A 21,725-nucleotide genomic window follows, 5' to 3' on the forward strand; every position below is an offset into this window, starting at 1 on the left:
CGCATGAGCGCAGCCGACCGCGCGGGCCAGCCCGCCCTGCCCGAGGATCTCATCGACGTCAGCCACGTCGTCACCGCCTACTACGCGGTCCAGCCCGACCCCGAGGACGTCGACCAGCAGGTCGCCTTCGGCACGAGCGGGCACCGGGGCTCCTCGCTCACCGCGTCCTTCAACCAAGCCCACATCCTCGCCACGACCCAGGCGATCGTCGACCACCGCCGCGCGGCCGGCATCGACGGCCCGCTCTTCCTCGGCCGCGACACCCACGCCCTCTCCGAGCCGGCGTGGACCACCGCCCTCGAGGTCCTCGTCGCCGGCGGCGTCACCGTCCTCGTCGACTCCCGCGACGGCTACACCCCGACGCCCGCGATCTCGCACGCGATCCTCACCGCCAACCGGGGCAAGGACCTCACGGCGAAGGGGGGTGGCCTCGCCGACGGCATCGTCGTCACCCCGTCGCACAACCCCCCGAGCGACGGCGGCTTCAAGTACAACCCGCCCCACGGCGGCCCCGCCGACACCGACGTCACGAGCGCCATCGCGGACGCCGCCAATGCACACCTGCGCGATGGGCTGCGGCAGGTGCGGCGGACTCCCTTCGCCCGGGCCCGGGCCATCGCGACCGACCACGACTACCTCGACGCCTACGTCACCGACCTGCCCGATGTGGTCGACCTGCAACGGATCCGAGACGCCGGCGTGCGGATCGGTGCCGACCCGATGGGCGGCGCGGCCGTGCACTACTGGGGCGAGATCGGCGAGCGGCACGGCCTCGACCTCACGGTGGTCAACCCGCTCGTCGACCCGACCTGGCGCTTCATGACCCTCGACAAGGACGGCAGGATCCGGATGGACTGCAGCTCGCCGTCCGCGATGGCCAGCCTTGTCGCGCAACGCGATCGCTACGACATCGCGACCGGCAACGACGCGGACTCCGACCGGCACGGCATCGTCACGCCCGACGCCGGGCTGATGAACCCCAACCATTACCTCGCCGTCGCGATCCAGTACCTGCACGGCGGCGCGCGACCGGGGTGGTCGAGCCGGCGGATCGGCAAGACGCTCGTGTCGAGCTCGATGATCGACCGGGTCGCCGCGGACCTCGGGATGGAGCTGTGGGAGGTGCCGGTCGGCTTCAAGTGGTTCGTCCCCGGGCTGCTCGACGGGTCGGTCGGCTTCGGCGGCGAGGAGTCGGCGGGGGCGAGCTTCCTGCGGCACGACGGGTCGGTGTGGACGACCGACAAGGACGGCATCATCCTCGCGCTGCTCGCCTCGGAGATCCTCGCGACCACCGGCCGGTCCCCCAGCGAGCACTACGCCGACCTCGTCGCCCGCCACGGCGAGCCCGCCTACGCCCGCGTCGACGCCCCCGCGACCCGCGAGCAGAAGGCCGCGCTCAAGGCCCTGACCCCGGCCGCTGTCTCCGCGGACTCGGTTGCAGGAGAGGCGATCACGGCGAAGCTCACCGAGGCCCCCGGCAACGGCGCGGCCATCGGCGGGCTCAAGGTCACCACCGAGTCGGCGTGGTTCGCCGCCCGCCCCTCGGGTACCGAGGACGTCTACAAGATCTACGCCGAGTCCTTCCGCGGACCCGAGCACCTGGCCCAGGTGCAGGCGGACGCCAAGGCCGTCGTCGACGCGGCGCTGGGTGGCTGACGACCGACCAACCTTTGGCCAACCTTCCTCGTCCTACGGTCGGCCCAGGACGACTTCGCAACGGTGCGTCGTCGATTGACCCCAGGAGGCAGACATGGCCGTCTACAGCCCGCCCGGCAGCTCAGACTCGACCATCGAGGTCAAGGAGCAGTACGACAACTTCATCGGTGGCGAGTGGGTCGCCCCGGTGGACGGCGAGTACTTCGACAACATCACCCCGGTGACCGGTCAGGTCTTCACCCGGGTCGCCCGTAGCACCGCCGAGGACATCGACAAGGCGCTGGACGCCGCGCACGCCGCCAAGGACGCGTGGGGCCGCACCTCGACCACCGACCGCTCCAACATCCTGCTCAAGATCGCCGACACCATCGAGGCCAACCTCGAGGACATCGCGGTCATCGAGACCTGGGACAACGGCAAGGCCGTGCGCGAGACGCTCGCCGCCGACATCCCGCTCGCGGTCGACCACTTCCGCTACTTCGCTGGCGCGATCCGTGCCCAGGAAGGCAGCATCTCGGAGATCGACCACAACACGATGGCGTACCACTTCCACGAGCCTCTCGGCGTCGTCGGCCAGATCATCCCGTGGAACTTCCCGATCCTCATGGGCGTGTGGAAGATCGCCCCGGCGCTGGCCGCCGGCAACTGCATCGTCCTCAAGCCGGCCGAGCAGACCCCGTGGTCGATCCTCAAGGTCGTCGAGCTCATCGCCGACCTGCTGCCCCCGGGCGTGCTCAACGTCGTCAACGGCTTCGGCGTCGAGGCCGGCAAGCCGCTCGCCTCCAGTCCCCGCATCGCCAAGATCGCCTTCACCGGCGAGACGACCACCGGCCGGCTGATCATGCAGTACGCCAGCCAGAACATCATCCCCGTCACCCTCGAGCTCGGCGGCAAGTCGCCCAACGTCTTCTTCGACGACGTCGCGGCCGAGCAGGACGCCTTCTACGACAAGGCGCTCGAGGGCTTCACGATGTTCGCCCTCAACCAGGGCGAGATCTGCACCTGCCCCTCCCGCGCGCTCGTGCAGCAGGGCATGTACGAGCAGTTCGTCGGCGACGCCGTCAAGCGCGTCGAGGCGATCACGCAGGGCAACCCGCTCGACACCGAGACGACGATGGGCGCCCAGGCGAGCAACGACCAGTTCGAGAAGATCAAGAGCTACCTGGCGATCGGCCGCGAGGAGGGCGCCAAGGTGCTCACCGGTGGCGAGTCGGTCGACCTCGGCGGCGACCTGTCCGGCGGCTACTACATCGCGCCGACGGTCTTCGAGGGCAAGAACTCGATGCGGATCTTCCAGGAGGAGATCTTCGGACCGGTCGTCTCGCTGACCTCCTTCACCGACGAGGCCGAGGCGCTGCAGATCGCCAACGACACCCTCTACGGCCTCGGCGCCGGTGTCTGGTCGCGCAGCGCACACACGACCTTCGCCATGGGGCGCGGGATCCAGGCCGGTCGCGTGTGGACCAACTGCTACCACCAGTACCCGGCCCACGCGGCCTTCGGTGGCTACAAGCAGTCCGGCATCGGGCGCGAGAACCACAAGATGATGCTCGAGCACTACCAGCAGACGAAGAACCTGCTCGTCAGCTACGACCAGAACAAGCTCGGCTTCTTCTGATCGAGCCGGACCGAAGGGAGTCCCCCGCCATGGGTGCACGTGTCGACCTCACCGACGAGGCAGCAGCACTGCTCGCGAAGCTCGAGCAGCGCCACGGCCCGCTGATGTTTCACCAGAGCGGCGGCTGCTGCGACGGGTCGGCGCCGATGTGCTACCCGGCGGGGGACTTCCTGACCAGCGAGGCCGACATCAACCTCGGCACGTTGACCGGCGAGGGCTTCACGCCGATCGAGTTCTGGATGAGCGTGTCGCAGTACGAGTACTGGAAGCACACCCACCTCACCGTCGACGTCGTCCCGGGCCGCGGGTCGGGCTTCTCGGTCGAGGCACCCGAGGGGGTGCGCTTCCTCATCCGGTCGCGCCTGATGACCGAGGACGAGTTGCGGGAGTTCGACCTGCTGTAGCGGGCTTCGCGGCTCGCTGGCGCTCGGCCACCTCAGCCACCGTGGGTCGAGGTGGCCGAGCGCAGCGAGTCCCTCGAGACCGCGCACCAGGTCTCGAGGCTCGTCGCAGAGCTCCTCACACCTCGACCACCGGTGTGGACGGGGCGGGTGAGACCGGCCGGGCCGGGGCGACCGGGCGCGACTACGGTGGGCAGGTGACCGCCCCGCTCCTCACCGCTGCCGCCGTCGACGAGGCGGCAGCCCTGCTCGCCGATGTCCTGCCGCCGACCCCGCTGCACCGCAGCGAGCGCCTGTCGGCCGCGACCGGCGCCGACGTCTGGCTCAAGCGCGAGGACCTGCAGCCGGTGCGGTCCTACAAGTTGCGAGGCGCCTTCACCCTCATCGCCCACCTCAGCGAGGAGCAGCGCGCGAAGGGAGTCGTCGCCGCCTCCGCGGGCAACCACGCCCAGGGGGTCGCCTTCGCCGGCCAGCGCCTCGGCGTCAGGGCCCGGATCTACCTGCCGCGCAACACTCCTCGGCAGAAGCGCGACCGCGTCGCAGCCCTCGGCGGCGACATGGTCGACGTCATCGTCACCGGTGAGGTCTACGACGACGCAGCACGCGCAGCCGCGGCAGACGCTGCGGAGTCCGGTGCTGTCGTCGTGCCGGCCTTCGACGCCCTCGACACCATGGCCGGTCAGGGCACGGTCGCCGTCGAGATCGCACGCCAGCTCGGCCGCACCCCCGACCTCGTCACCGTGCCCGTCGGCGGGGGCGGGCTGCTCGGCGGGATGGCGACGTGGATGGCGGCCCACTCCTCGAGCACCCGGCTCGTCGGGGTCGAGCCCGAGGACGCCGCCTCGATGGCCGCCGCCCTGGCCGCCGGGGCTCCGGTCGACCTCGAGACGGTCTCCCCCTTCGTCGACGGGGCCGCGGTGCGCCGCGCCGGTGACCTGACCCACGCGGCCGTCGCCGCCACCGGCACCGAGCTGACGTCGGTCGCCGAGGGCGCCATCTGCGTCGAGATGCTCGCGATGTACCAGACCGACGGGATCATCGCCGAGCCCGCCGGTGCCATGGCGACCACGGTCCTCGCCGACCTCGACATCACGCCCGGGTCGACCCTCGTCGCCGTCGTCTCGGGCGGCAACAACGACGTCTCGCGCTACGCCGAGATCGTCGAGCGGGCGCTCATCCACGAGGGCCGCAAGCACTACTTCCTCGTCGACTTCCCGCAGGAGCCGGGCGCGCTGCGGCGCTTCCTCGACGAGGTGCTCGGGCCGGACGACGACATCGCCTACTTCGAGTACGTCAAGCGGAGCAACCGCGAGACCGGGCCAGCGCTCGTCGGCCTCGAGCTCGGCGACCCACGCGACCTGCTGCCGCTGCTCGCCCGCATGGAGACCTCGCCGCTCACGATCGAGCGGGTCGACCCGGGCAGCCCGCTCTTCCGCTTCATCGGCTGAGGGGCTTCGGCGGAATACCCCCCGGGGGGTATCCTGTTGGCCAGTGCACGACCCCCAGGAGGATCACATGGCCGGCTACAGCGGCAGCAAGGACGACTACCTCAAGCGGCTGCGCCGCGTCGAGGGGCAGATCCGCGGCATCTCGCGGATGGTCGAGGAGGACACCTACTGCATCGACATCCTCACCCAGGTGTCGGCGGCGACCAAGGCGCTGCAGGCCGTGAGCCTGGGCCTGCTCGAGGACCACGTCGGGCACTGCGTCGTCGACGCCGCGAAGGAGTCCGACGAGGCCGCAGCCGAGAAGGTGGCCGAGGCCAGCGCCGCCATCGCCCGCCTCGTCCGCTCATGAGCGGCGACGCGCCCCCTTCGCCTCCCTGACCCGCCGCGCCCGAGCCGAGACAATGACCCCCATGAGCACCACCACCGCCCCCGATCCCGTCGCCGAGCCGGAGGCGACCTCGCGCAGCGTCGACCTGGCGATCACCGGCATGACGTGCGCGTCCTGCAGCGCCCGGATCGAGCGCAACCTCGGCAAGATCGACGGCGTCGAGGCCACGGTCAACCTCGCCACCGAGCGGGCGACTGTCTCCCACCCGGCGGACCTCCCGGTGGACGAGCTCATCAAGACCGTCGAGGCCAGCGGCTACGGCGCCACGGTCATCGAAGGCGAGTCGCGCCTCACCCCGCCGACGCACACGCCGATCGCGCGTGCCGACCTCCAGCGGCGCGCGGCCGTCGCCGGTGCTCTCGCCTTCGTCGTCCTCGTCCTGGCGATGGGTCCGTGGGAGCCAGCGGCCAGCCCGTGGCTCCAGTGGCTGCTGACGACGCCGGTCGTCGGCTGGGCCGCGTGGCCCTTCCACAAGGCCGCCTACTCAGCCGCCCGCCACCTGCAGTCGACGATGGACACCCTCGTCAGCCTCGGCGTGAGCGCCGCCTACCTGTGGTCGACGGTGACCCTGCTCACCGGGGCCGGGGTCGACGGTCACTACTACTTCGAGACGGCCGCGGTCATCACCGCCTTCCTCCTGATCGGGCGCTGGCTCGAGGCCCGGACCAAGGACGAGGGCCGCTCCGCCCTCACCGAGCTCATGGACCTCGGGTCGAAGGGAGTGGCCGTCCAGCGGATCGACTCCCGCAGCCGTGCGACGACCGAGGTCGTCCTGCCCCTCGAGGAGCTCCAGGTCGGCGACCACTTCATCGTGCGCCCCGGCGAAAAGGTCGCCACCGACGGGCGCGTCGTCGACGGCTCGAGCGCCATCGACACCTCCCTCGTCACGGGCGAGTCGGTGCCGGTCGACGTGCGCACCGGTGACCACCTCGACGCCGGCACGGTCAACACCTCGGGACGGCTAGTGGTGGAGGCGACCGCCGTCGGCGCCGACACGACCTATGCCCAGATCGTCCGGCTCGTCGAGCAGGCGCAGACCGGCAAGGCCGAGGTCCAGCGGCTCGCCGACCGGGTCTCCTCCTACTTCGTCCCGGCCGTCCTGGGTCTGGCGCTGCTGACCTTCGTCGGCTGGTGGATCGGCTCGGGGTCGGCGACGACCGCGCTCGGGGTCGCCGTCACCGTCCTGATCATCGCCTGCCCGTGCGCGCTCGGCCTCGCGACGCCCATGGCGCTGCTCGTCGGCACCAGCCGCGGCGCCCAGCGGGGCGTGCTCATCAAGGGGGCACAGGTCCTCGAGGACACCCGTCGCGTCGACACCCTTGTCCTCGACAAGACCGGCACCATCACCACCGGCGTCGCCCAGGTCACCGACCTCGCGGCCTCGCCCGGTCTCCACCCGGCGGCCGTGCTCACCGCTGCGGCGGCCGTCGAGTCGGGCAGCGAGCACCCGATCGCGCGCGCCATCGTGCGCCGCGCACAGGACAAGGGGATCAAGGTCCCGGCGATCCGCGACTTCGAGGCCCTCCCGGGCGCCGGAGCGGTCGCGACCATCAAGGACACGCGGGTCACGGTCGGGCGAGCCGATCTCTTCGACGAGGTGCCGGCCGAGCTGGCGACACTCGAGCGCCCGGGCACGACGGTCTTCGTCGGTTGGGACGGCGTCGCCCGGGGCGCGCTGACCGTGGCCGACGAGATCCGCGAGACCTCCGGCGATGCGATCCGTGCGCTGCGCGCCGAGGGGCTGCAGGTCTGGCTGCTCAGCGGCGACAACGAGCACAACGCCACGACGATCGCCGCCCAGGTCGGCATCGACCCCGAGCACGTCGTCGCCGACGTGCGTCCCCAGGACAAGCACGACGTCATCGCCGAGCTGCAGGAGCAGGGCCGGGTCGTCGCGATGGTCGGTGACGGGGTCAACGATGCCGCCGCGATCGTCAAGGCCGACCTCGGCATGGCCATGGGTACCGGCACCGACGTCGCCATGGAGTCGGCCGACATCGTCCTCGTGCACGCCGACCTCGAGTCGGTCCCGCGCGCGATCACGCTGTCTCGCGAGACCCTGCAGGTGATCAAGCAAAACCTCGGGTGGGCCTTCGGCTACAACATCCTGGCGATCCCGCTGGCCATGGCCGGCCTGCTCAACCCGATGATCGCCGGCGCCGCGATGGCGCTGAGCTCGATCCTCGTCGTGCTCAACTCCCTTCGCCTGCGGCGGGCGATCTCGGACTGAGCCGCGGGGCCGATCCGAGCCCTACGCCATTGCTCCCCAGTGCGGGTCGCCACACGACGGGCACCTGACAGCTTGACCGGAGCACTATGTCAACCCAACTCCGTCTCCTCCCCCGGACCGCATCCGGCCTGACCCACAGCACGGAGCAACGGCGTAGACACCCAGCCGGCTCTTCCCCCTTCCCCCCTGTCCGTTCGCCGTTCCCCCAGCCAGCCAGGGCAGACGACCGGCCGGGCACCACCCCTGACAGGTGCCCGGCCGATCGAGTCCGTGGCCGCCGACGCCGCGGTACGGCGCCGGCGGCGAGTGCTCACAGCTCGGCGTTCCACGCCTCCTTGTAGGTGAGCTTGCCGCCCGTCTGCATCAGCGCCCGGCGGTAGATCCGCTCGGCGACGAGGATGACGCCGACGGTGACCGCCGCGAGGATCCCCAGGCTGATCAGGGCGTGCCACCACTGCGACTCGCCCGACACCAGGCGCATCGGCTGCAGCACCGCGGAGAAGGGCGGGATCCAGGCGAGGACCTCGGCGAGGCGGCCGGTGGCGAACATCGCGCCGAAGAACATGAACATCAGCAGCATCGTCACGGGCATCGACGTGGACTGGATGTCCTCCTGTCGCGAGGCGAGCGCGCCAGCCACCGCGTAGAGCGCCGCGATCATCGTGAAGCCCGCGATGAAGAAGAGGACGAACCACGCCAGCCCGCTCGTGAAGCTCGGCAGCATGTCACCCCAGTCGGTGAAGCTCACCCCGATGACCGCCACGGCCGCGTAGAGCAGCAGCTGGGCCAACGCGAGCACGACGGCCGCGATGAGCTTGCCGAAGAGCAGGTGTCGTAGCGGGATCGACGTCGCGATGATCTCGACGATGCGCGACTGCTTCTCCTCGGTGACGCTCATCGCGAGGTACATCCCGAAGATCACGGCCGACATGTAGAAGAGGATCGCCATGCCGAAGCCCACCGCCTTGGCGATGCCCTGCTGCTCCGCGTCCCCGTCGAGGATGTCGGTCGTGACGGCGGTCCCCTGCTGGAGGGTTGCGACATCGGTGCCTGCCTGCTGCGCGTTGGCCGCGAGCACCGTGCTGCTCACCGTCTCGGTGGCGATGTCCCGCAGCCCCGAGCTGACCTCCGAGCGGCCGACGAGCTCCCAGCCGTCGTCGGTGGGGTGCAGCCAGGCGTCGGCGGACTCGTCCATGACGGCGGCCTCGGCGGCCCGGGCGTCGTCGACCTCGACGAGCTCGATCGTCACCTTGTCGTCGATGTCCGGAGCGGCCGCGACGATCGACTCCCCCATCTGCTGCGACTGGGTGGTGACGGCGAGGTCGTAGGTGACCTCCTTGTTGGCATTCCACGCCTGGAAGCCGAAGACGGCCACGAGGATGACGAGCGACAGCAGGGTCGACCCGATGAAGGTCTTGTCCCGCAGCCGCACCGACAGCTCACGCTGGGCGACGAGGGCCCACGCGCTGCGGGTCGAGGCGGACTCGGCGCCGGTCCCCGTCGAGGTGGGCGAAGGGGAGGTCGTCACGGTGCTCATGCCGTCACCTCCCGGTAGACCTCGGACAGCGGCGGCACGATCGGCGTCAGCTCGGTGACGCCACCGCGGCGCAGCCCCTCGGCGAGGACCTCGCCGAGCACCCGCTGGCGCTCGGCTTCGGAGTCGCCGGTGAGGTCGAGGACGGCCGTGGGGCCGTCGACGTCGAGGGTCGTGACCCCCGACAGGTCACGGACCCAGCCGGCGTCACGGACCGCGACGAGCTTGTGCCGGCGCGGGGCGCCGCCCCGCAGCTGCGTCGGGGTGCCGGTCGCCCGCACCGTCCCCTTGGCGAGGATGACGAGCTGGTCGCACAGCCGGTCGACGAGGTCGAGCTGGTGGCTGGAGAAGAGCACCGGCACACCGCGCGCCGTGTGCTCGCGCAGCAGGTCGGCCATCGAGTCCACGGCGTCGGGGTCGAGGCCGGAGAAGGGCTCGTCGAGGATCAGCGCGGCCGGCTCGATCATCAGCGCGGCCGCGATCTGCACCCGCTGCTGGTTGCCGAGCGAGAGCGACTCGACCGTGTCGTCGGTGCGCTCCCCCAGGCCGAGGCGCTCGAGGAGGGTCATGACCGACTCCCGGGAGCGCCGGGCGCTCAGGCCGCGCAGCTGACCGAGGTAGATCAGCTGATCGGCGACCTTCTGCTTGGGGTAGAGCCCGCGCTCCTCCGGCATGTAGCCGATGGTGCGCTGGTCGGCGGCGGTGATCGGCCGGTCGCCCCAGAGGACCCGCCCCTCGGAGATCGTGAGGACGCCCATGATCATGCGCATCGTCGTCGTCTTGCCGGCGCCGTTGCCTCCGACGAAGCCGGTCATCTGTCCCTGCGGCACCGTGAAGTCGACGTGGTCGACGGCGGTGAAGTCACCGAACCGTCGCGTCAGCCCCTCCACGGTGATCGTCTGCGGTGTCCTGTCCATGGCCCCAACGCTAGGGACGAAGGGAGTCCACGGGATCCGTCTCCGGGGTGGTCTTGGCCCTCCCCCTGCGGGGGGAGGAGCCTCAGCCCCCGCCGACGACGCCCGACTCGTGGGCGATGATCACCGCGCCCACCCGGTCTCGCACCTGGAGCTTGGCGAAGATGCTCGACACGTGCGTCTTGACCGTCGCCGCGCCGATGAGGAGGTCGGCGGCGATCTCGGAGTTGGAGCGCCCGGCCCCGATGAGTCGCAGCACGTCGAGCTCGCGGTCGGTGAGGTGCGCCAGCAGCTCGGCGTGGGCACCGCCGGTGGGCGCTCCGGCGCCTGTCGCACCCGCTCCCCCGCCGGCGCCCGGCGCCGACATCTGCTCGATGACCCGCTTGGTGACCTCGGGCGCGAGCAGCGCGTGGCCGTGGCCGACGGCACGCAGGGCCTCGACGAGCTGCTCGGCCTCGGCGTTCTTGAGCAGGAACCCGCTGGCCCCGGCCCGCAGCGCGTCGAAGAGATAGCTGTCGGCGTCGAAGGTCGTCAGGATGATGACCCGGCCGAGCTCCTCGGCGACGATCTCGCGGGTCGCGGCGATGCCGTCCATGACCGGCATCTGCACGTCCATGACGATGACATCGGGCCGCTGCGCCCGGGCGAGCTCGATGGCCTCGCGCCCGTCGGCCGCCTCACCGACGACCTCGAGGTCGTCCTCGACCGAGAGCATCATCGCGAAGCCGGACCGGATGATCGGCTGGTCGTCGACGAGCAGCACGCGCAGCACCTCGCTCATCGGGCACCCCCGGAGCGAAGGGGGATCCGCGCCCGGACCCGGTATCCGCCCAGTGGGCGCGGCCCGATCTCGACGCTCCCGTGGTGCGACTGGACCCGCTCGCGGATGCCGAGCTGACCCATGCCGGTGCCGGAGGTCCCGGGGCGCGGCCGCCCGTCGTCGGTGACCTCGACCTCGGCGTGCTCGGCGTCGACGCGCACGGTCACGCGGGCGGTGCGGGCGGTCGAGTGCTTCGTGACATTGGTCAGCGCCTCCTGGGCGGTGCGGTAGAGCGAGTGCCCGACCGAGGCCGGCACGGCCTCGACGTCACCCTCGCTGGCCTCGACGACCTCGTGGACCACGGTCAGACCCGACCCGCTGCGGGCCCGGGCCATCTCGGCGATGTCTGCGAGGGTCGGCTCCGGCGCGTGATCGACGGCGCCGGTGGGCGACTCGCGCATCCGCAGCGTGCCGAGGAGCCCACGCATCTGGGTCACGGCGTCGCGGCTGCCACCCTCGATCCGGGCGAGGGCCCCCTTCGCCGCCTCGGGGTCACGGTCCATGACCCGACGGGCCGCGGCCGCCTGCACGCCGATCCCGGAGACGTGGTGCGCGACGACGTCGTGCAGCTCGCGGGCGATGCGCAGGCGCTCGTCGATGACGGCACTCTCGCGCAGGCGTTCGGTCTGCTCGCGGATCGTGACCGTCTGCTGCTCGAGGCGGGCGCGCTGGCGTGCGGAGCGCCAGGCGACCTGCCCGCCGAGAACGGCCCCGCCGAAGTAGAGGACGTTGATGACCCCGAGCATGAGCGGGGCGGCGATGGTGGCCGGCACCCACGCGTCGGGGTCGCTCGCCTCCACCATGTCGCTGAGGACCTGGCCGACGGCGATGCCCCAGACCAGCCAGAGGAACATCAGGAAGAGGACCACCGCGTAGACCGCTGCCATCGCCCGGCGGCTGCGCGCCCAGGCGACCCCGCCGAGGATGACGAGGAAGTAGGCGATCTGGGTCGACAGCAGGCTCGCCATGAGCGGCTCGAGCGTCGAGATGGCCCAGTAGGCGATCGAGGCGCCGATGGCCGTAGCAAGGGGGAAGCGTCGCCGGGTGAGCAGGAAGAGCGCGGGGACGGCGGTGTAGAGCCACTGCTGCCAGCGGGGGGCGTCGATCTCGACGAGCCCGCCGAGCGCGCGCATCAGCTCCAGGACGAAGAGCGAGGCGGCGACGACCGCGAGGGTGAAGAGGGCGTCACCGCGGCTGACGGTGCCGCCGGGGCGGACCCAGTCGTCGTCGAGGGCGAAGAACTCGCCGAGGCGATCGAGCCGGGCCATGGGAGGGCGGTCAGAGGGTGACCGGACCACCGGGGGTGTTGAAGGTGACCGACATCAGGCCGGGGGTGCCGTGCGGCGCGACGAAGTCGAAGGTGATGACCGAGGAGGTCTCCTCGGGCGGGAGCCCGCCGAGCCAGTCGGTGACCCGGGCCTGGTCGCCGGCGATCATCAGCGAGGAGATCGTCACCTCGGTCGAGGCCTCCTCGGAGGGGTGCGGCGAGCCCTCGCCCCACTTGACGAAGAAGGGCAGCTGCGGGTCGGCGAGGGTGCCCTTGATGCCGATCTGCTTCCACCGGAACTCGCGACCGTCGGAGAGGCGCCGGTTGCCCTCGACCGCCTTGCGGTCGAGGCGGTCCTCGACGGCCTCGATCTCCTCGTCGACCCGGATGACCCAGCCCATCCAGCCGCCGCCAGCCTCGGAGCGGGCGCGCACGACCTGCCCGAAGGGGGCCTTGTCGGAGCTCGGGTGGTCGAGGACCTCGACGATCTCGACATAGCGCTCGTGGGCGAGCGGGAGGATCATGTTGCGCGTGCCGAAACGCGGGTGGATCCCGCCGTCGACGGGCGGGACGCCCAAGGCCTCGCCGAGGCGCTCGGCCGTGGTCTTGACACCGGACTGGTCTGCAGCATAGGAGACGTGGTCAACGCGCATGCAGGCATCGTGGCACAGGGCAGTGCCACCCCAGTAATCGGGGTCGGTCAGGACGTCCGGCGCTGACGCACGGCCTCGTAGACGACGATCGCGGCCGAGGTGGCGACGTTGAGCGAGTTCGCCTGTCCCACCATGGGGATCCGCACGCGGTGCTGGGCCCGGGCGAGGGCGGCATCGGTCAGTCCGTACTTCTCGGAGCCGACGGCGACGGCGACCGCGCCGGTGAGATCGGCGTCGGTGTGCTCGACGTCGGTGTCAGGGGTGGTCGCGACGACCTCGACCCCGTGCTCGGCGAGCCAGGCCCACGCCTCGTCGGCGCTGGCCGCGGCGACCGGGACGCTGAAGACCGTCCCCTTGCTCGAGCGGATGACGTTGGGGTTGCCCCAGTCGGTCACCGGGTCCGCCGAGAGGACGAGCGCGACGCCGGCGGCGTCAGCGGTGCGGAGCATGGCGCCGAGGTTGCCCGGCTTCTCCACGCCCTCGCAGAGCAGGACGAGCGCGCCGTCGGGCAGCTCGACGTCCTCGAGGCGGCGACCTGGAGCGGGCACCTTGGCGAGGATCCCGTCGGGCCCCTCGCGGTAGGCCACCTTGTCGAAGGCGGTGCGCCCCAGCTCGACGATCTCGGCCCCCAGGTCGCGGGCGCGCTCGACGAGCGCGGCACCGACCTGCGGGTCGAGCATGAGCTCGGGGCAGTGGAAGAGGGCGAGCGGCCGGACCCCGGCGTCGAGCGCGAGGGTGGTCTCCTCGAGACCCTCGACGAGGGTGGTCCCGGTGGCCTCACGGGCCCGGCGACGACGCAGGGTGACGAGGTCCTTGAGGCGCTGGTTGGCCGGTGAGGTGATGACGAGATCGGACATGGCGGGTCAAGCATGCCGCACAATCGGTGGATGCCGACCGACCGCCGCGTCTCCCCCCTTCGCGTCGTCGCTGCGGTGTCGGCCATGACCGCCGTCATGCTCCTCGTCGCGGCGCTGGGTGAGTGGGCGATCCTCCCGTCGGCGACGCTGCGCGAGCTCGACGAAGGGAGCGCCTCCCGGGCCACCGCGGTCCTCGCCGACCACGACCGGCTCGGCACGGCGGCGCACGTGTGGGCCGCGCTCAGCGGACCGTGGGTCGTGCACCCGCTCGTCGCGATCTGGGCCGGGGTGCTGGTCGCCCGGCGACGCCTCACCCTCCGAGCCGCGGTCGTCACCGTCGCGGTGGGCGTGCTCGGGTGGGCGCTCGGTGCGGTGTGCAAGGAGATCGTCGACCGCCCCCGCCCCAGCGTCGCGCTCGCCGAGGTCGGCAGCTGGTCCTACCCGAGCGGGCACGCGACCAACATCGCCCTGGGCGCGGTCCTGCTCGTCTCCCTCGCGCGGCTGGCCGAGAGCGCCTGGGTCCGCTGGGGCACAACGCTGCTCGCGCTCGCGGCCGTCGCCCTGACGGCCGCAGACCGACTCCTCCTCGGGGTGCACTACGTGAGCGACGTCGTCATGGGACTGACCCTCGGCGCCGCCGCCGCGACCCTCGCCCTGGCGTGCCTCCCCCTTCGCCGCGACGCTGCATTGCCGTAGGGCAATGCAGCGTCCTGACCGCATTGCCCTACGGCAATGCGCTCACCGGGGTCTCGCCCAGCCGGCCGTCGCGGATCTCCCAGCGGCGGGTGAGGCCCAGGCGGCAGAGGAAGTCCTCGTCGTGGCTGACGACGAGCAGGGCCCCCTCGTAGGCCGAGAGCGCGTCGATGAGCTGGTCGACGCTGTCGACGTCGAGGCTGTTGGTCGGCTCGTCGAGCACCACGAGCTGCGGTGCCGGGTCCGCGAGCAGCACGCTGGCCAGCGCCACGCGGAAGCGTTCGCCGCCGGACAGGCCCGCGACCCGCCGCTCGGCGAGCGCCCCGCGGAAGAGGAATCGGGCCAACGACGCCCGGACCTGCTGCGGCGGCACGGTCGCCGCAGCAGCCCGCACCGTCTCAAGGATCGTCAGGTCGTCGTCGAGCTCGATCCGCTGCGGCAGGTGACCGACCTCGTCGATGCGCCCGACGAGTCGCGCCACCGGCTCCACGCGCGTCGGCAGGCCGAGGACCTCGCGCAGGAGCGTGGTCTTGCCGGCGCCGTTGGCCCCGGTGAGGGCGATCCGCTCCGGTCCGCGCACGACGACATCGCGAAGGGGGGCCGCCGTCACCTCGTCGGGACCGACCAGCCGCAGGGTCAGCACCGTGCGCCCTGCCGGCACGCGGGTCGCGGGTAGCTCGATGCGCACCCAACGGTCCTCGCGGACCCGCGCCTCGGCGTCGGCGAGCGAGGACTCGGCCCGCTGGAGCCGGTCGTCGTGGATGTCGCGGTGCTTGGCGGCGGACTTCTCCGCCTGCATGCCCCAGGTCTTCATGACGATCCTGGGCGCGCGCTTGCTCGCAGAGTCGCGGTCGGCAATCCGCTGCCGGCCGGCGAGCTTGAGCTCGGCCTCGATGCGGTCGCGCTTCTGCCGGCGCAGGTCCTGCTCCGCGGCCTGCACGGCGTCGGCGGCGGCCTGCTGCTCGGCGTCGATCGCCGCGCGGTAGACCGACCACGGCCCGTCGAAGCTGCGCAGCTCCCGCCCGTGCACCTCGACGACCCGGTCGACGTGCTCGAGCAGCTCGGTGTCGTGGCTGACGACGACGAGCGAGCGCTGCGTCGGCCACGCGTCGACGGCGGCGACGAGCCGCTCACGGGAGGCCCGGTCGAGGTTGTTGGTCGGCTCGTCGAGCAGCGCGACGTCGGCCCGCTGCAGCTGGAGTGCGGCGAGCCCGACGGTGACGACCTCACCCCCGGAGAGGGCGCCGAGCTGCCGGTCGAGCAGCTCCGGCCCGGCCAGGAGCCCGAGTGCGGCGAGGGCACTGAGCGCCTCGGCCTCGATGCCCCAGCGGCCTTCTGCCGCATCGAAGTTCGCCTGGTCGAGCGAGCCTGCCTCGATGGCGCTGATCGCGCTCAGGACGGGCGCGATGCCAAGCGCCTCGGCCACGGTGCGGGTGGTGTCGAGGCCGAGCTGCTGCGGCAGCGTGGCGACCGTGCCCGCGACGTGCACGGCGCCGGAGGTCGGCGTGAGCTCGCCGGCCATGAGGCGCAGCAGGGTCGTCTTGCCCGAGCCGTTGCGTCCGACGAGCCCGGTGCGGCCGTGGCCGAAGGACCCGCTGACGTCGTCGAGCGCACGGGTGCCGTCGGGCCAGTCGAGGGTGAGGTGGGTGAGGGTGACGAGGGCGTCGGCCCCCGCGGTGGGTGCTGACATGGGTGATCTCCTGCCGTGGCGGCGAGCGCACGCCGACGGGACTCGCGGTGCGTGGGCCGCGGTCGGTCGCGCTGGTCAGTCGCGGGAGATCTGGTGCCGCATCGGGCGGGTCATCACCTCTGGTCGGGGGGGACCGGGCGCTGTCACCGACCGGTCGGGCCCGACAAGGGTAGGGACTCCCCCTTCGTCGTGGCAAAGAGTTTACGCCGAAGGGGAGGTCAGATCCGCTGGTGGCGTGCCCGGGAGAAGCAGTAGAGGCCGAAGGCCACGAGACCGGCCGCGACGACGGTGAGCAGCGCGGGGCCGAAGGGCTCGTCGCGCAGGGACTTCAGGGCGCCGTCGAGGCCGTCGGCCTCCGAGGACTGGTGCTGGACGGCGGCGATGACGAAGAAGGCGCCGACGAGGGCGAGGACGCCTCCCTTCGCCGGGTAGCCGACCATGCCGGCCACCGTCGCGAGGCGCCCGGGGTGCTCCTCGAGGTCGTCGAGGAACTTGCGGGTGACGCCCTTGTAGACGTGGTAGCCGCCGACGGCGATGATCGCGACGCCGACAGCACCGACGAGGACCTGGCCGGCCGGCGCCTGCATGAGGGTCGCGGTGACGTCCTGGGAGGACTGCTCGGAGGACGAGGACGACCCCGACCCGACGGCGAAGCCCCCCGCGGTCCAGGCGAGCGCGGCGTAGACCACGGCCTTGGCGAGCGCCTTGACCCGGTCGGTGGCACCGGAGTCGCCGCCGGTCGGCGCGACCGCCACGGTCAGCTGCCACAGCACGAGGCCGGCGAGGGTCACGGTGATGACCCACATGAGCACCGTGCCGGCGGGGTTGCTCGCGAGCGTCGCGAGGGCGCCGGACTGGTCGGCCTGCCCGCCTCCGCCCCAGCCGACGCGGGCGGCGGTGTAGCCGAGGACGATGTGCAGCAGGCCAGAGGCGGCGAAGCCCACGCGGGCGAGGGCTTCGAGCGCCGGGTGGTCGCCGACCGTACGGACTGCGTCGCGGGCGTCGTCGATGTCAGGGGTGCGGGTCACGAGAACATGATGCCCTCGATGTGCCCCCGGTCAGTAGAGCGGACGAAGGGCGTCTGCGAGACCGTCGTCATCGACCGACCCGGTCGTCTCGTCGGCGGCCGCGACGACCTCCGGCGGGGCGCCACCCATGGCGACGCCGCGGGCGGCCCAGCGCAGCATCTCGAGGTCGTTGCGCTGGTCGCCGGCGGCGAAGGTGTGCGAGGGCTCGATCCCGAGCTTGCGGCGGACGAGCTCGAGGGCCGACCCCTTGGACACGCCCTCGGGCGCCAGGTCGAGCCACGCGGTATAGCCGACGGCATAGCTCACGCCGTGCAGGCCGATCCGCTCGACGAGCTCGAGGAAGTCCTCGCTCTGCCCCTCGGGGTCGTGGAAGGTCACGCGGGTCGTCGGGCGGGAGACGAGCTCCTCGAAGGGGACGACGACCTGCTCGCCCTGCAGCACGCCCTCCGGGTAGGGCCGGGCCACCTTGAAGCCGACGCCGACCTCCTCGACCGCGACGAGGATGTGCGGCGCGTGCTCCATGACGAGGGTGAGCGCCTGCCGCGGGTCGAAGGTCACCGTCTCGTCGATGGTGTAGCCGTCGGGGGCGGTCGGGTCGAGGCGGATCGTCACGGCGCCGTTGGAGCACACGACGAACCCGTGCTGCAGGTCGAGCAGGCGCAGGATCGGCAGCGTCGCGACGACCGATCGGCCCGTCGAGATGACGATCTCGTGGCCGGCGTCGGCGACGGCCCGGATCGCCTCTCGGGTGCGCTCCCCGAGTTCTCCGGCGTGGGTGACGATCGTGCCGTCGACATCGAGGGCGACGAGGTGCGGCTCCATGGTCGCCACGCTATCGCCGCCCTCCCCTCGGCTCAGCCGCGGGCGGCGCCGAGCTTCCAGTAGCCGGAGAAGGTGATGGCCCGCTTGTCCATCCCGATCTCCTGCACGAGGTGACGCCGAAGGGAGGTCGCCAGCCCCGACTCCCCGCACAGCCACGCGTAGTCCAGGTCGGCGGTCAGGTCCGGGGCGGTCGCGAGCGCGGCGAGCACGGCGGTGCCCGGCGCGGCGTCGCCGCGCTCGTGGACGGTCACCGCGGCCGGGAGGTCGAGCCCGTCGAGCACCACGCGGGAGCCGACCTCGACGTGCGCCTCGATGCCCTCGCCGAGACCCGGCAGGCCCCGGCGGAAGCGCTCCTCGAGGATCGCGAGCAGCGCGGGCACGGCCGTCTCGTCGGCGACGATCAGCTGGCGCGGCGCGTCCCACGTCGAGTACAGCGCACCCCCGGAGCGGAAGCCGGCCACGTCGCCGACGACCGCGGTCGTCGCCCAGGCCGAACCCGGCCCGGAGTCACCGTGCGTGACGATGTCGACGTCGAGCTCCCCTTCGTCCCGGCGCAGCGCGCGCACGGTGTACCAGCGCAGGCCCGGCTGCTCGCTCTCGGGCATGTCGGCGATGGCGGTGCGCACATTGGTCCGCTCGGGGTCGGGCAGGTGCAGCCGGCCGTCGGCGCCGGGCATGAGCAGGCCGAAGTACTCGTCGGGGCCGAGCAGCTCGTAGCGGGTCAGCTCGGGCGCGCTCAGGGTGATCCGACGCATGACGGGGTTGAGGTCGACGACCCGCGACACCGTGACGGTGAACTGCGACTCCTCCGGACGCTCCGCGTAGTCGGCCATCGTGCGGCGCGCGTAGGCGCGGGCGGCGCCGAGGACGACGCGGTCCTTGAGCTCGGCGATCTTCATGACTCTCCTGGTGCCGGAATCAACTGACTTAGGAGAGCCTAACCTCTAGCCCCGGCATTTCCCTAGGCCGATACCCACCGCTCCCTGAGGAGGTCGCTCAGCGACCGTCTCGAAGGGCGCCCGCCTCGAGGACTCAGGCGAGCCCGAGCTCCTCGAGCCCAAAGACGTGGCGGTACTCCAGGCCGGCCTCGGCGAACTTCTCCGCGGCACCGGTCGCCCGGTCGGCGATCGTCGCGACGGCGACGACCTCGGCGCCCGCCTCGCGGGCGGCATTGGCGGCCTCGAGGGGCGAGCTGCCGGTCGTCGAGGTGTCCTCGACGATCAGGACGCGGCGACCGGAGATCGACGGGCCCTCGATGCGCTGCTGCAGGCCGTGCGCCTTGCCGGCCTTGCGCACCACGAAGGCGTCCAGCCGCTCCCCCTTCGCCGCGGTGGCGTGGAGCATCGACGTGGCGACCGGGTCGGCGCCGAGGGTCAGCCCACCGACGGCGTCGAAGTCCAGATCGGCGACGAGGTCGAGCATGACGCGACCGACGAGCGGGGAGGCCTCGCCGTCGAGGGTGATGCGGCGCAGGTCGACGTAGTAGTCGGCCTCCTTGCCGGAGGAGAGGGTCACGCGTCCGTGGACGATGGCCTTGTCCTTGACGATCTCGAGCAGGCGGGCGCGGTCGGCGGCGATGTCAGTCACGCCCGCAGTCTATGGACTCCGTCGGCGCCAGCGTCGCGTGCCGGTGGCAGACCGCGCCGGGCCCGGAGGCGCCGCCCCCGAAGGGGGATCCGCGAGCGCTCTGGCACCTCCCCTTCGCATTGCCCTACGGCAATGCAGCCTCCCCTTCGCATTGCCGTAGGGCAATGCAGCCTCCCCTCCGCATTGCCGTAGGGCAATGCAGTCTCCGGCGAAGGGGAGGTCAGTCCGGCTTGCGGTGCAGCGCCGTGATGCGCGGGTTGCGCACGATGGCGCGCGGCAGGTGCCGGGCCACGGCGATGATCGCCTTGTACTGCGCGCTGGGCACGGAGATGACCCGCCCGCGCTCGGAGTCGGCGAGGGCCTGGCGCACGAGATCGCCCGCGTCGAGCCAGAAGGGCCCCGAGCGCTCGCCCTTGTCGATGCCCGCGCGCTCGTGGAACTCCGTGCGCACGTAGCCCGGCAGCAGCGCCATCACCTGCACGCCGGTCCCGGCGAGCTGCCCGGAGAGGGACTCGGTGAAGGTCGTGACATAGGACTTCGCCGCGGCATAGGTGCCGCTCGCGGTCAGACCGGCGACGGACGAGACGTTGATGATCTGCCCACTCCCCCGCCCCACCATCGCGGTCGCCGCCGCGTGGCTGAGGACGAGCACGGCCCGCACGAGCACGTCGAGCAGCTGCTCCTCGGCCTCGACGGCGCTGTCGACGAAGCGTGAGTTCAGCGAGTAGCCGGCGTTGTTGACGAGCAGGTCGACCGGCCGGGCCGCGTCACGCAGCCGCTCGGCGACCCGCTCGAGCTGCGCCCGGTCGGACAGGTCGGCCGGCAGGACCTCGACGGCCACACCGTGCCGACCCGAGAGCTCGCCGGCCACGGCCGCCAGCCGGGCCTCGTCGCGGGCGACGAGGACGAGGTCGACCCCCTTCGCGGCGAGCTGCCCGGCGAACTCGCGCCCGATGCCGGCGGTGGCGCCGGTGACCAGTGCCGTGCTCATGCGCCCAGGGTCCGGTCGAAGAGCTCGCGCAGCTCGCGCCAGTGCCGGTCCTCGCCCGCCTGCTGGTGGCTCGAGGTGTCGGTCATCGTGTAGCCGTGCGGCGCGTCGGGGTAGACGGCGGTCGTCGCGGTCAGCCCGTGCTCGGCGAGGGCACGGTCGAGCAGCTCGACGCTCTCGGGCGGCATCGACTGGTCCTTGTCGGCGTGCCCGTAGACGAACTCCGCTGTGGCAGAGGCGAGTCGCAGGTGTGGACTGTCCGGCTCGTCGGTCGCCAGGCGGGCGCCGTGGAATCCGCCGCACGCCGCGACGCTCGGCTCGAGGCCGGCGACGCGGGTCGCGAACTTCGCCCCCATGCAGTAGCCGGTGACGCCGATCGGCCCGTCGGTCACGCCGTCGAGCGCCCGCAGCGCAGCGACGTAGTGAGGGGTGTCCCGCTCCATCGCCGGCCCGTCGAGCGCGGCGAGGTAGGGCGCGGCGACGGCCCCGTAGGCGGCCCGCTCCTTGGGGATCCGCAGGTCGGTGCGGGGCGTGGTCTCGGCGGCCGTGCCGGAGCGGTACATCGTGTTGGGCGCGAGGACGATGTAGCCCCACGACGCGATGCGGTCGGCCATCTCCTCGATGCGGGCCCGCAGCCCGAGCGCGTCGATGCACAGCAGGACGCCGGGGTGCGGCTGGTCGTCGGGCCGCGCGACGACGGCCTCGGCCGTCCCGTCCGCAGCCGGGATCTCGATGAAGGGGCGCATGCTCCGCACGCTAACGACCCCCCTTCGCCGTGGCCAGACCCACCTCCCGCTCAGTGGTGCGACTCCGCCGATGGTCGTTCACCTCGAGGCCGGCCCACAGGGCGGTCCCGAGGAGGCCGCCCGGGGGGATGCCCGGACGAGGCCACGGCGGGCGGCGGGGCCGGTCAGCGGCTCGGCCCCGGCCCTGAGTCGGGCCTCCCCGCGGGTCACGAGCCACATGAGCACCCCGAAGACCGGCGTGAAGAGCACCCGGTCACCAGGTCCTCGAGCGGGCAGGCGCTCGTGACGAGCAGCCCGGCCAGAAGGACGAGCCCGAGCAGGGCGCTGCCGATGCCGTAGCAGCGCGCTCCGCGATGGGCACGGGCCGGGACGTGCTCGTCTGCGG

Annotated in this window: 20 protein-coding genes; 7 read left to right on the top strand and 13 right to left on the bottom strand. The window is 72.1% G+C overall.

The window, feature by feature from the left end:
• Nucleotides 1-3 precede the first annotated feature (3 nt).
• The 6 genes from pgm (at nucleotide 4) to NYE39_RS09155 (ending at nucleotide 7,741) form a co-directional block, all read left to right on the top strand.
• A complete protein-coding gene (pgm, locus tag NYE39_RS09130) occupies nucleotides 4-1,656 on the top strand; it encodes a phosphoglucomutase (alpha-D-glucose-1,6-bisphosphate-dependent) (protein WP_072625689.1) in 1,653 nt (550 codons plus the stop codon).
• Between the two features lie 94 nt (nucleotides 1,657-1,750).
• Nucleotides 1,751-3,274 carry an acetaldehyde dehydrogenase ExaC gene (gene exaC, locus NYE39_RS09135; RefSeq protein WP_072625690.1) on the top strand — a complete coding sequence of 508 codons (1,524 nt, stop codon included), beginning with the start codon at nucleotides 1,751-1,753 and terminating at the stop codon, nucleotides 3,272-3,274.
• A 29-nt stretch (nucleotides 3,275-3,303) separates the two neighbouring features.
• Nucleotides 3,304-3,678, top strand: coding sequence for a DUF779 domain-containing protein (locus NYE39_RS09140; protein WP_072625691.1), 375 nt, complete (start codon nucleotides 3,304-3,306; stop codon nucleotides 3,676-3,678).
• A 194-nt stretch (nucleotides 3,679-3,872) separates the two neighbouring features.
• Nucleotides 3,873-5,123 (top strand): threonine ammonia-lyase IlvA, encoded by a 1,251-nt coding sequence (ilvA, locus tag NYE39_RS09145; RefSeq protein ID WP_072626361.1) that lies wholly within the window; start codon nucleotides 3,873-3,875, stop codon nucleotides 5,121-5,123.
• Nucleotides 5,124-5,190: 67 nt separating this feature from the next.
• Nucleotides 5,191-5,472 (top strand): metal-sensitive transcriptional regulator, encoded by a 282-nt coding sequence (locus NYE39_RS09150; RefSeq protein WP_072625692.1) that lies wholly within the window; start codon nucleotides 5,191-5,193, stop codon nucleotides 5,470-5,472.
• Between the two features lie 61 nt (nucleotides 5,473-5,533).
• Entirely contained in the window at nucleotides 5,534-7,741 is a 2,208-nt protein-coding gene (locus NYE39_RS09155; RefSeq protein WP_083546206.1) for a heavy metal translocating P-type ATPase, read from the top strand.
• A gap of 310 nt (nucleotides 7,742-8,051) precedes the next feature.
• On the opposite strand, the gene NYE39_RS09160 is transcribed toward NYE39_RS09155, so the two are convergent.
• The 6 genes from NYE39_RS09160 to NYE39_RS09185 form a co-directional block, all read right to left on the bottom strand.
• Nucleotides 8,052-9,278: an ABC transporter permease gene (locus NYE39_RS09160; RefSeq protein ID WP_192910997.1), complete on the bottom strand. Its 1,227-nt coding sequence runs from the start codon at nucleotides 9,276-9,278 to the stop codon at nucleotides 8,052-8,054.
• The gene (locus NYE39_RS09165; RefSeq protein WP_192910998.1) at nucleotides 9,275-10,192 is read right to left on the bottom strand and encodes an ABC transporter ATP-binding protein; all 918 of its coding nucleotides are present in this window, start codon (nucleotides 10,190-10,192) and stop codon (nucleotides 9,275-9,277) included. Before NYE39_RS09165 ends, NYE39_RS09160 begins: the two co-directional genes overlap by 4 nt.
• A gap of 82 nt (nucleotides 10,193-10,274) precedes the next feature.
• Nucleotides 10,275-10,970, bottom strand: coding sequence for a response regulator transcription factor (locus tag NYE39_RS09170; protein ID WP_341012463.1), 696 nt, complete (start codon nucleotides 10,968-10,970; stop codon nucleotides 10,275-10,277).
• On the bottom strand, nucleotides 10,967-12,277 hold the full coding sequence (locus tag NYE39_RS09175; protein WP_341012464.1) for a sensor histidine kinase: 1,311 nt from the start codon (nucleotides 12,275-12,277) through the stop codon (nucleotides 10,967-10,969). Before NYE39_RS09175 ends, NYE39_RS09170 begins: the two co-directional genes overlap by 4 nt.
• A 10-nt stretch (nucleotides 12,278-12,287) precedes the next feature.
• On the bottom strand, nucleotides 12,288-12,929 hold the full coding sequence (locus tag NYE39_RS09180; RefSeq protein ID WP_341012465.1) for a VOC family protein: 642 nt from the start codon (nucleotides 12,927-12,929) through the stop codon (nucleotides 12,288-12,290).
• A gap of 47 nt (nucleotides 12,930-12,976) precedes the next feature.
• Nucleotides 12,977-13,786, bottom strand: a complete 810-nt coding sequence (locus NYE39_RS09185; RefSeq protein WP_341012466.1) for a TrmH family RNA methyltransferase — start codon at nucleotides 13,784-13,786, stop codon at nucleotides 12,977-12,979.
• Between the two features lie 30 nt (nucleotides 13,787-13,816).
• Here NYE39_RS09185 and NYE39_RS09190 point away from each other — a divergent pair, with 30 nt between their 5' ends.
• Nucleotides 13,817-14,482, top strand: coding sequence for a phosphatase PAP2 family protein (locus NYE39_RS09190; RefSeq protein WP_341012467.1), 666 nt, complete (start codon nucleotides 13,817-13,819; stop codon nucleotides 14,480-14,482).
• Between the two features lie 28 nt (nucleotides 14,483-14,510).
• On the opposite strand, the gene NYE39_RS09195 is transcribed toward NYE39_RS09190, so the two are convergent.
• The 7 genes from NYE39_RS09195 to NYE39_RS09225 form a co-directional block, all read right to left on the bottom strand.
• Nucleotides 14,511-16,169 (bottom strand): ABC-F family ATP-binding cassette domain-containing protein, encoded by a 1,659-nt coding sequence (locus tag NYE39_RS09195; protein ID WP_341012468.1) that lies wholly within the window; start codon nucleotides 16,167-16,169, stop codon nucleotides 14,511-14,513.
• Nucleotides 16,170-16,387: 218 nt separating this feature from the next.
• Complete coding sequence (locus NYE39_RS09200; RefSeq protein ID WP_236953383.1) at nucleotides 16,388-17,197, bottom strand: DUF1206 domain-containing protein; 810 nt, start codon at nucleotides 17,195-17,197, stop codon at nucleotides 16,388-16,390.
• A 30-nt stretch (nucleotides 17,198-17,227) separates the two neighbouring features.
• The gene (locus NYE39_RS09205) at nucleotides 17,228-18,019 is read right to left on the bottom strand and encodes an HAD family hydrolase (protein WP_341012469.1); all 792 of its coding nucleotides are present in this window, start codon (nucleotides 18,017-18,019) and stop codon (nucleotides 17,228-17,230) included.
• A gap of 32 nt (nucleotides 18,020-18,051) precedes the next feature.
• Nucleotides 18,052-18,918 carry a siderophore-interacting protein gene (locus NYE39_RS09210; protein WP_072625703.1) on the bottom strand — a complete coding sequence of 289 codons (867 nt, stop codon included), beginning with the start codon at nucleotides 18,916-18,918 and terminating at the stop codon, nucleotides 18,052-18,054.
• A 133-nt stretch (nucleotides 18,919-19,051) separates the two neighbouring features.
• Nucleotides 19,052-19,606 carry an orotate phosphoribosyltransferase gene (gene pyrE, locus NYE39_RS09215; protein WP_072625704.1) on the bottom strand — a complete coding sequence of 185 codons (555 nt, stop codon included), beginning with the start codon at nucleotides 19,604-19,606 and terminating at the stop codon, nucleotides 19,052-19,054.
• Nucleotides 19,607-19,826: 220 nt separating this feature from the next.
• The gene (locus NYE39_RS09220) at nucleotides 19,827-20,597 is read right to left on the bottom strand and encodes an SDR family NAD(P)-dependent oxidoreductase (RefSeq protein WP_072625705.1); all 771 of its coding nucleotides are present in this window, start codon (nucleotides 20,595-20,597) and stop codon (nucleotides 19,827-19,829) included.
• Entirely contained in the window at nucleotides 20,594-21,340 is a 747-nt protein-coding gene (locus tag NYE39_RS09225) for a dienelactone hydrolase family protein (protein WP_341012470.1), read from the bottom strand. The genes NYE39_RS09220 and NYE39_RS09225 overlap by 4 nt, the downstream gene beginning before the upstream one ends.
• Nucleotides 21,341-21,725 lie beyond the last annotated feature (385 nt).

It is taken from the genome of Janibacter sp. FSL W8-0316 (genome assembly GCF_038004165.1).
GTDB classification, from domain to species: Bacteria; Actinomycetota; Actinomycetes; order Actinomycetales; family Dermatophilaceae; genus Janibacter; species Janibacter indicus.

Coding starts and splice junctions, on each gene's coding strand:
- NYE39_RS09150 (WP_072625692.1), top strand. CDS start 5,191: ATGGCCGGCTACAGCGGCAGCAAGGACGACTACCTCAAGCGGCTGCGC.
- NYE39_RS09155 (WP_083546206.1), top strand. CDS start 5,534: ATGAGCACCACCACCGCCCCCGATCCCGTCGCCGAGCCGGAGGCGACC.
- NYE39_RS09180 (WP_341012465.1), bottom strand. CDS start 12,929: ATGCGCGTTGACCACGTCTCCTATGCTGCAGACCAGTCCGGTGTCAAG.
- NYE39_RS09190 (WP_341012467.1), top strand. CDS start 13,817: ATGCCGACCGACCGCCGCGTCTCCCCCCTTCGCGTCGTCGCTGCGGTG.
- NYE39_RS09175 (WP_341012464.1), bottom strand. CDS start 12,277: ATGGCCCGGCTCGATCGCCTCGGCGAGTTCTTCGCCCTCGACGACGAC.
- pgm (WP_072625689.1), top strand. CDS start 4: ATGAGCGCAGCCGACCGCGCGGGCCAGCCCGCCCTGCCCGAGGATCTC.
- NYE39_RS09205 (WP_341012469.1), bottom strand. CDS start 18,019: ATGGAGCCGCACCTCGTCGCCCTCGATGTCGACGGCACGATCGTCACC.
- NYE39_RS09140 (WP_072625691.1), top strand. CDS start 3,304: ATGGGTGCACGTGTCGACCTCACCGACGAGGCAGCAGCACTGCTCGCG.
- NYE39_RS09185 (WP_341012466.1), bottom strand. CDS start 13,786: ATGTCCGATCTCGTCATCACCTCACCGGCCAACCAGCGCCTCAAGGAC.
- NYE39_RS09165 (WP_192910998.1), bottom strand. CDS start 10,192: ATGGACAGGACACCGCAGACGATCACCGTGGAGGGGCTGACGCGACGG.
- NYE39_RS09220 (WP_072625705.1), bottom strand. CDS start 20,597: ATGAGCACGGCACTGGTCACCGGCGCCACCGCCGGCATCGGGCGCGAG.
- NYE39_RS09170 (WP_341012463.1), bottom strand. CDS start 10,970: ATGAGCGAGGTGCTGCGCGTGCTGCTCGTCGACGACCAGCCGATCATC.
- exaC (WP_072625690.1), top strand. CDS start 1,751: ATGGCCGTCTACAGCCCGCCCGGCAGCTCAGACTCGACCATCGAGGTC.
- NYE39_RS09210 (WP_072625703.1), bottom strand. CDS start 18,918: ATGAAGATCGCCGAGCTCAAGGACCGCGTCGTCCTCGGCGCCGCCCGC.
- NYE39_RS09195 (WP_341012468.1), bottom strand. CDS start 16,169: ATGTCAGCACCCACCGCGGGGGCCGACGCCCTCGTCACCCTCACCCAC.
- NYE39_RS09225 (WP_341012470.1), bottom strand. CDS start 21,340: ATGCGCCCCTTCATCGAGATCCCGGCTGCGGACGGGACGGCCGAGGCC.
- NYE39_RS09160 (WP_192910997.1), bottom strand. CDS start 9,278: ATGAGCACCGTGACGACCTCCCCTTCGCCCACCTCGACGGGGACCGGC.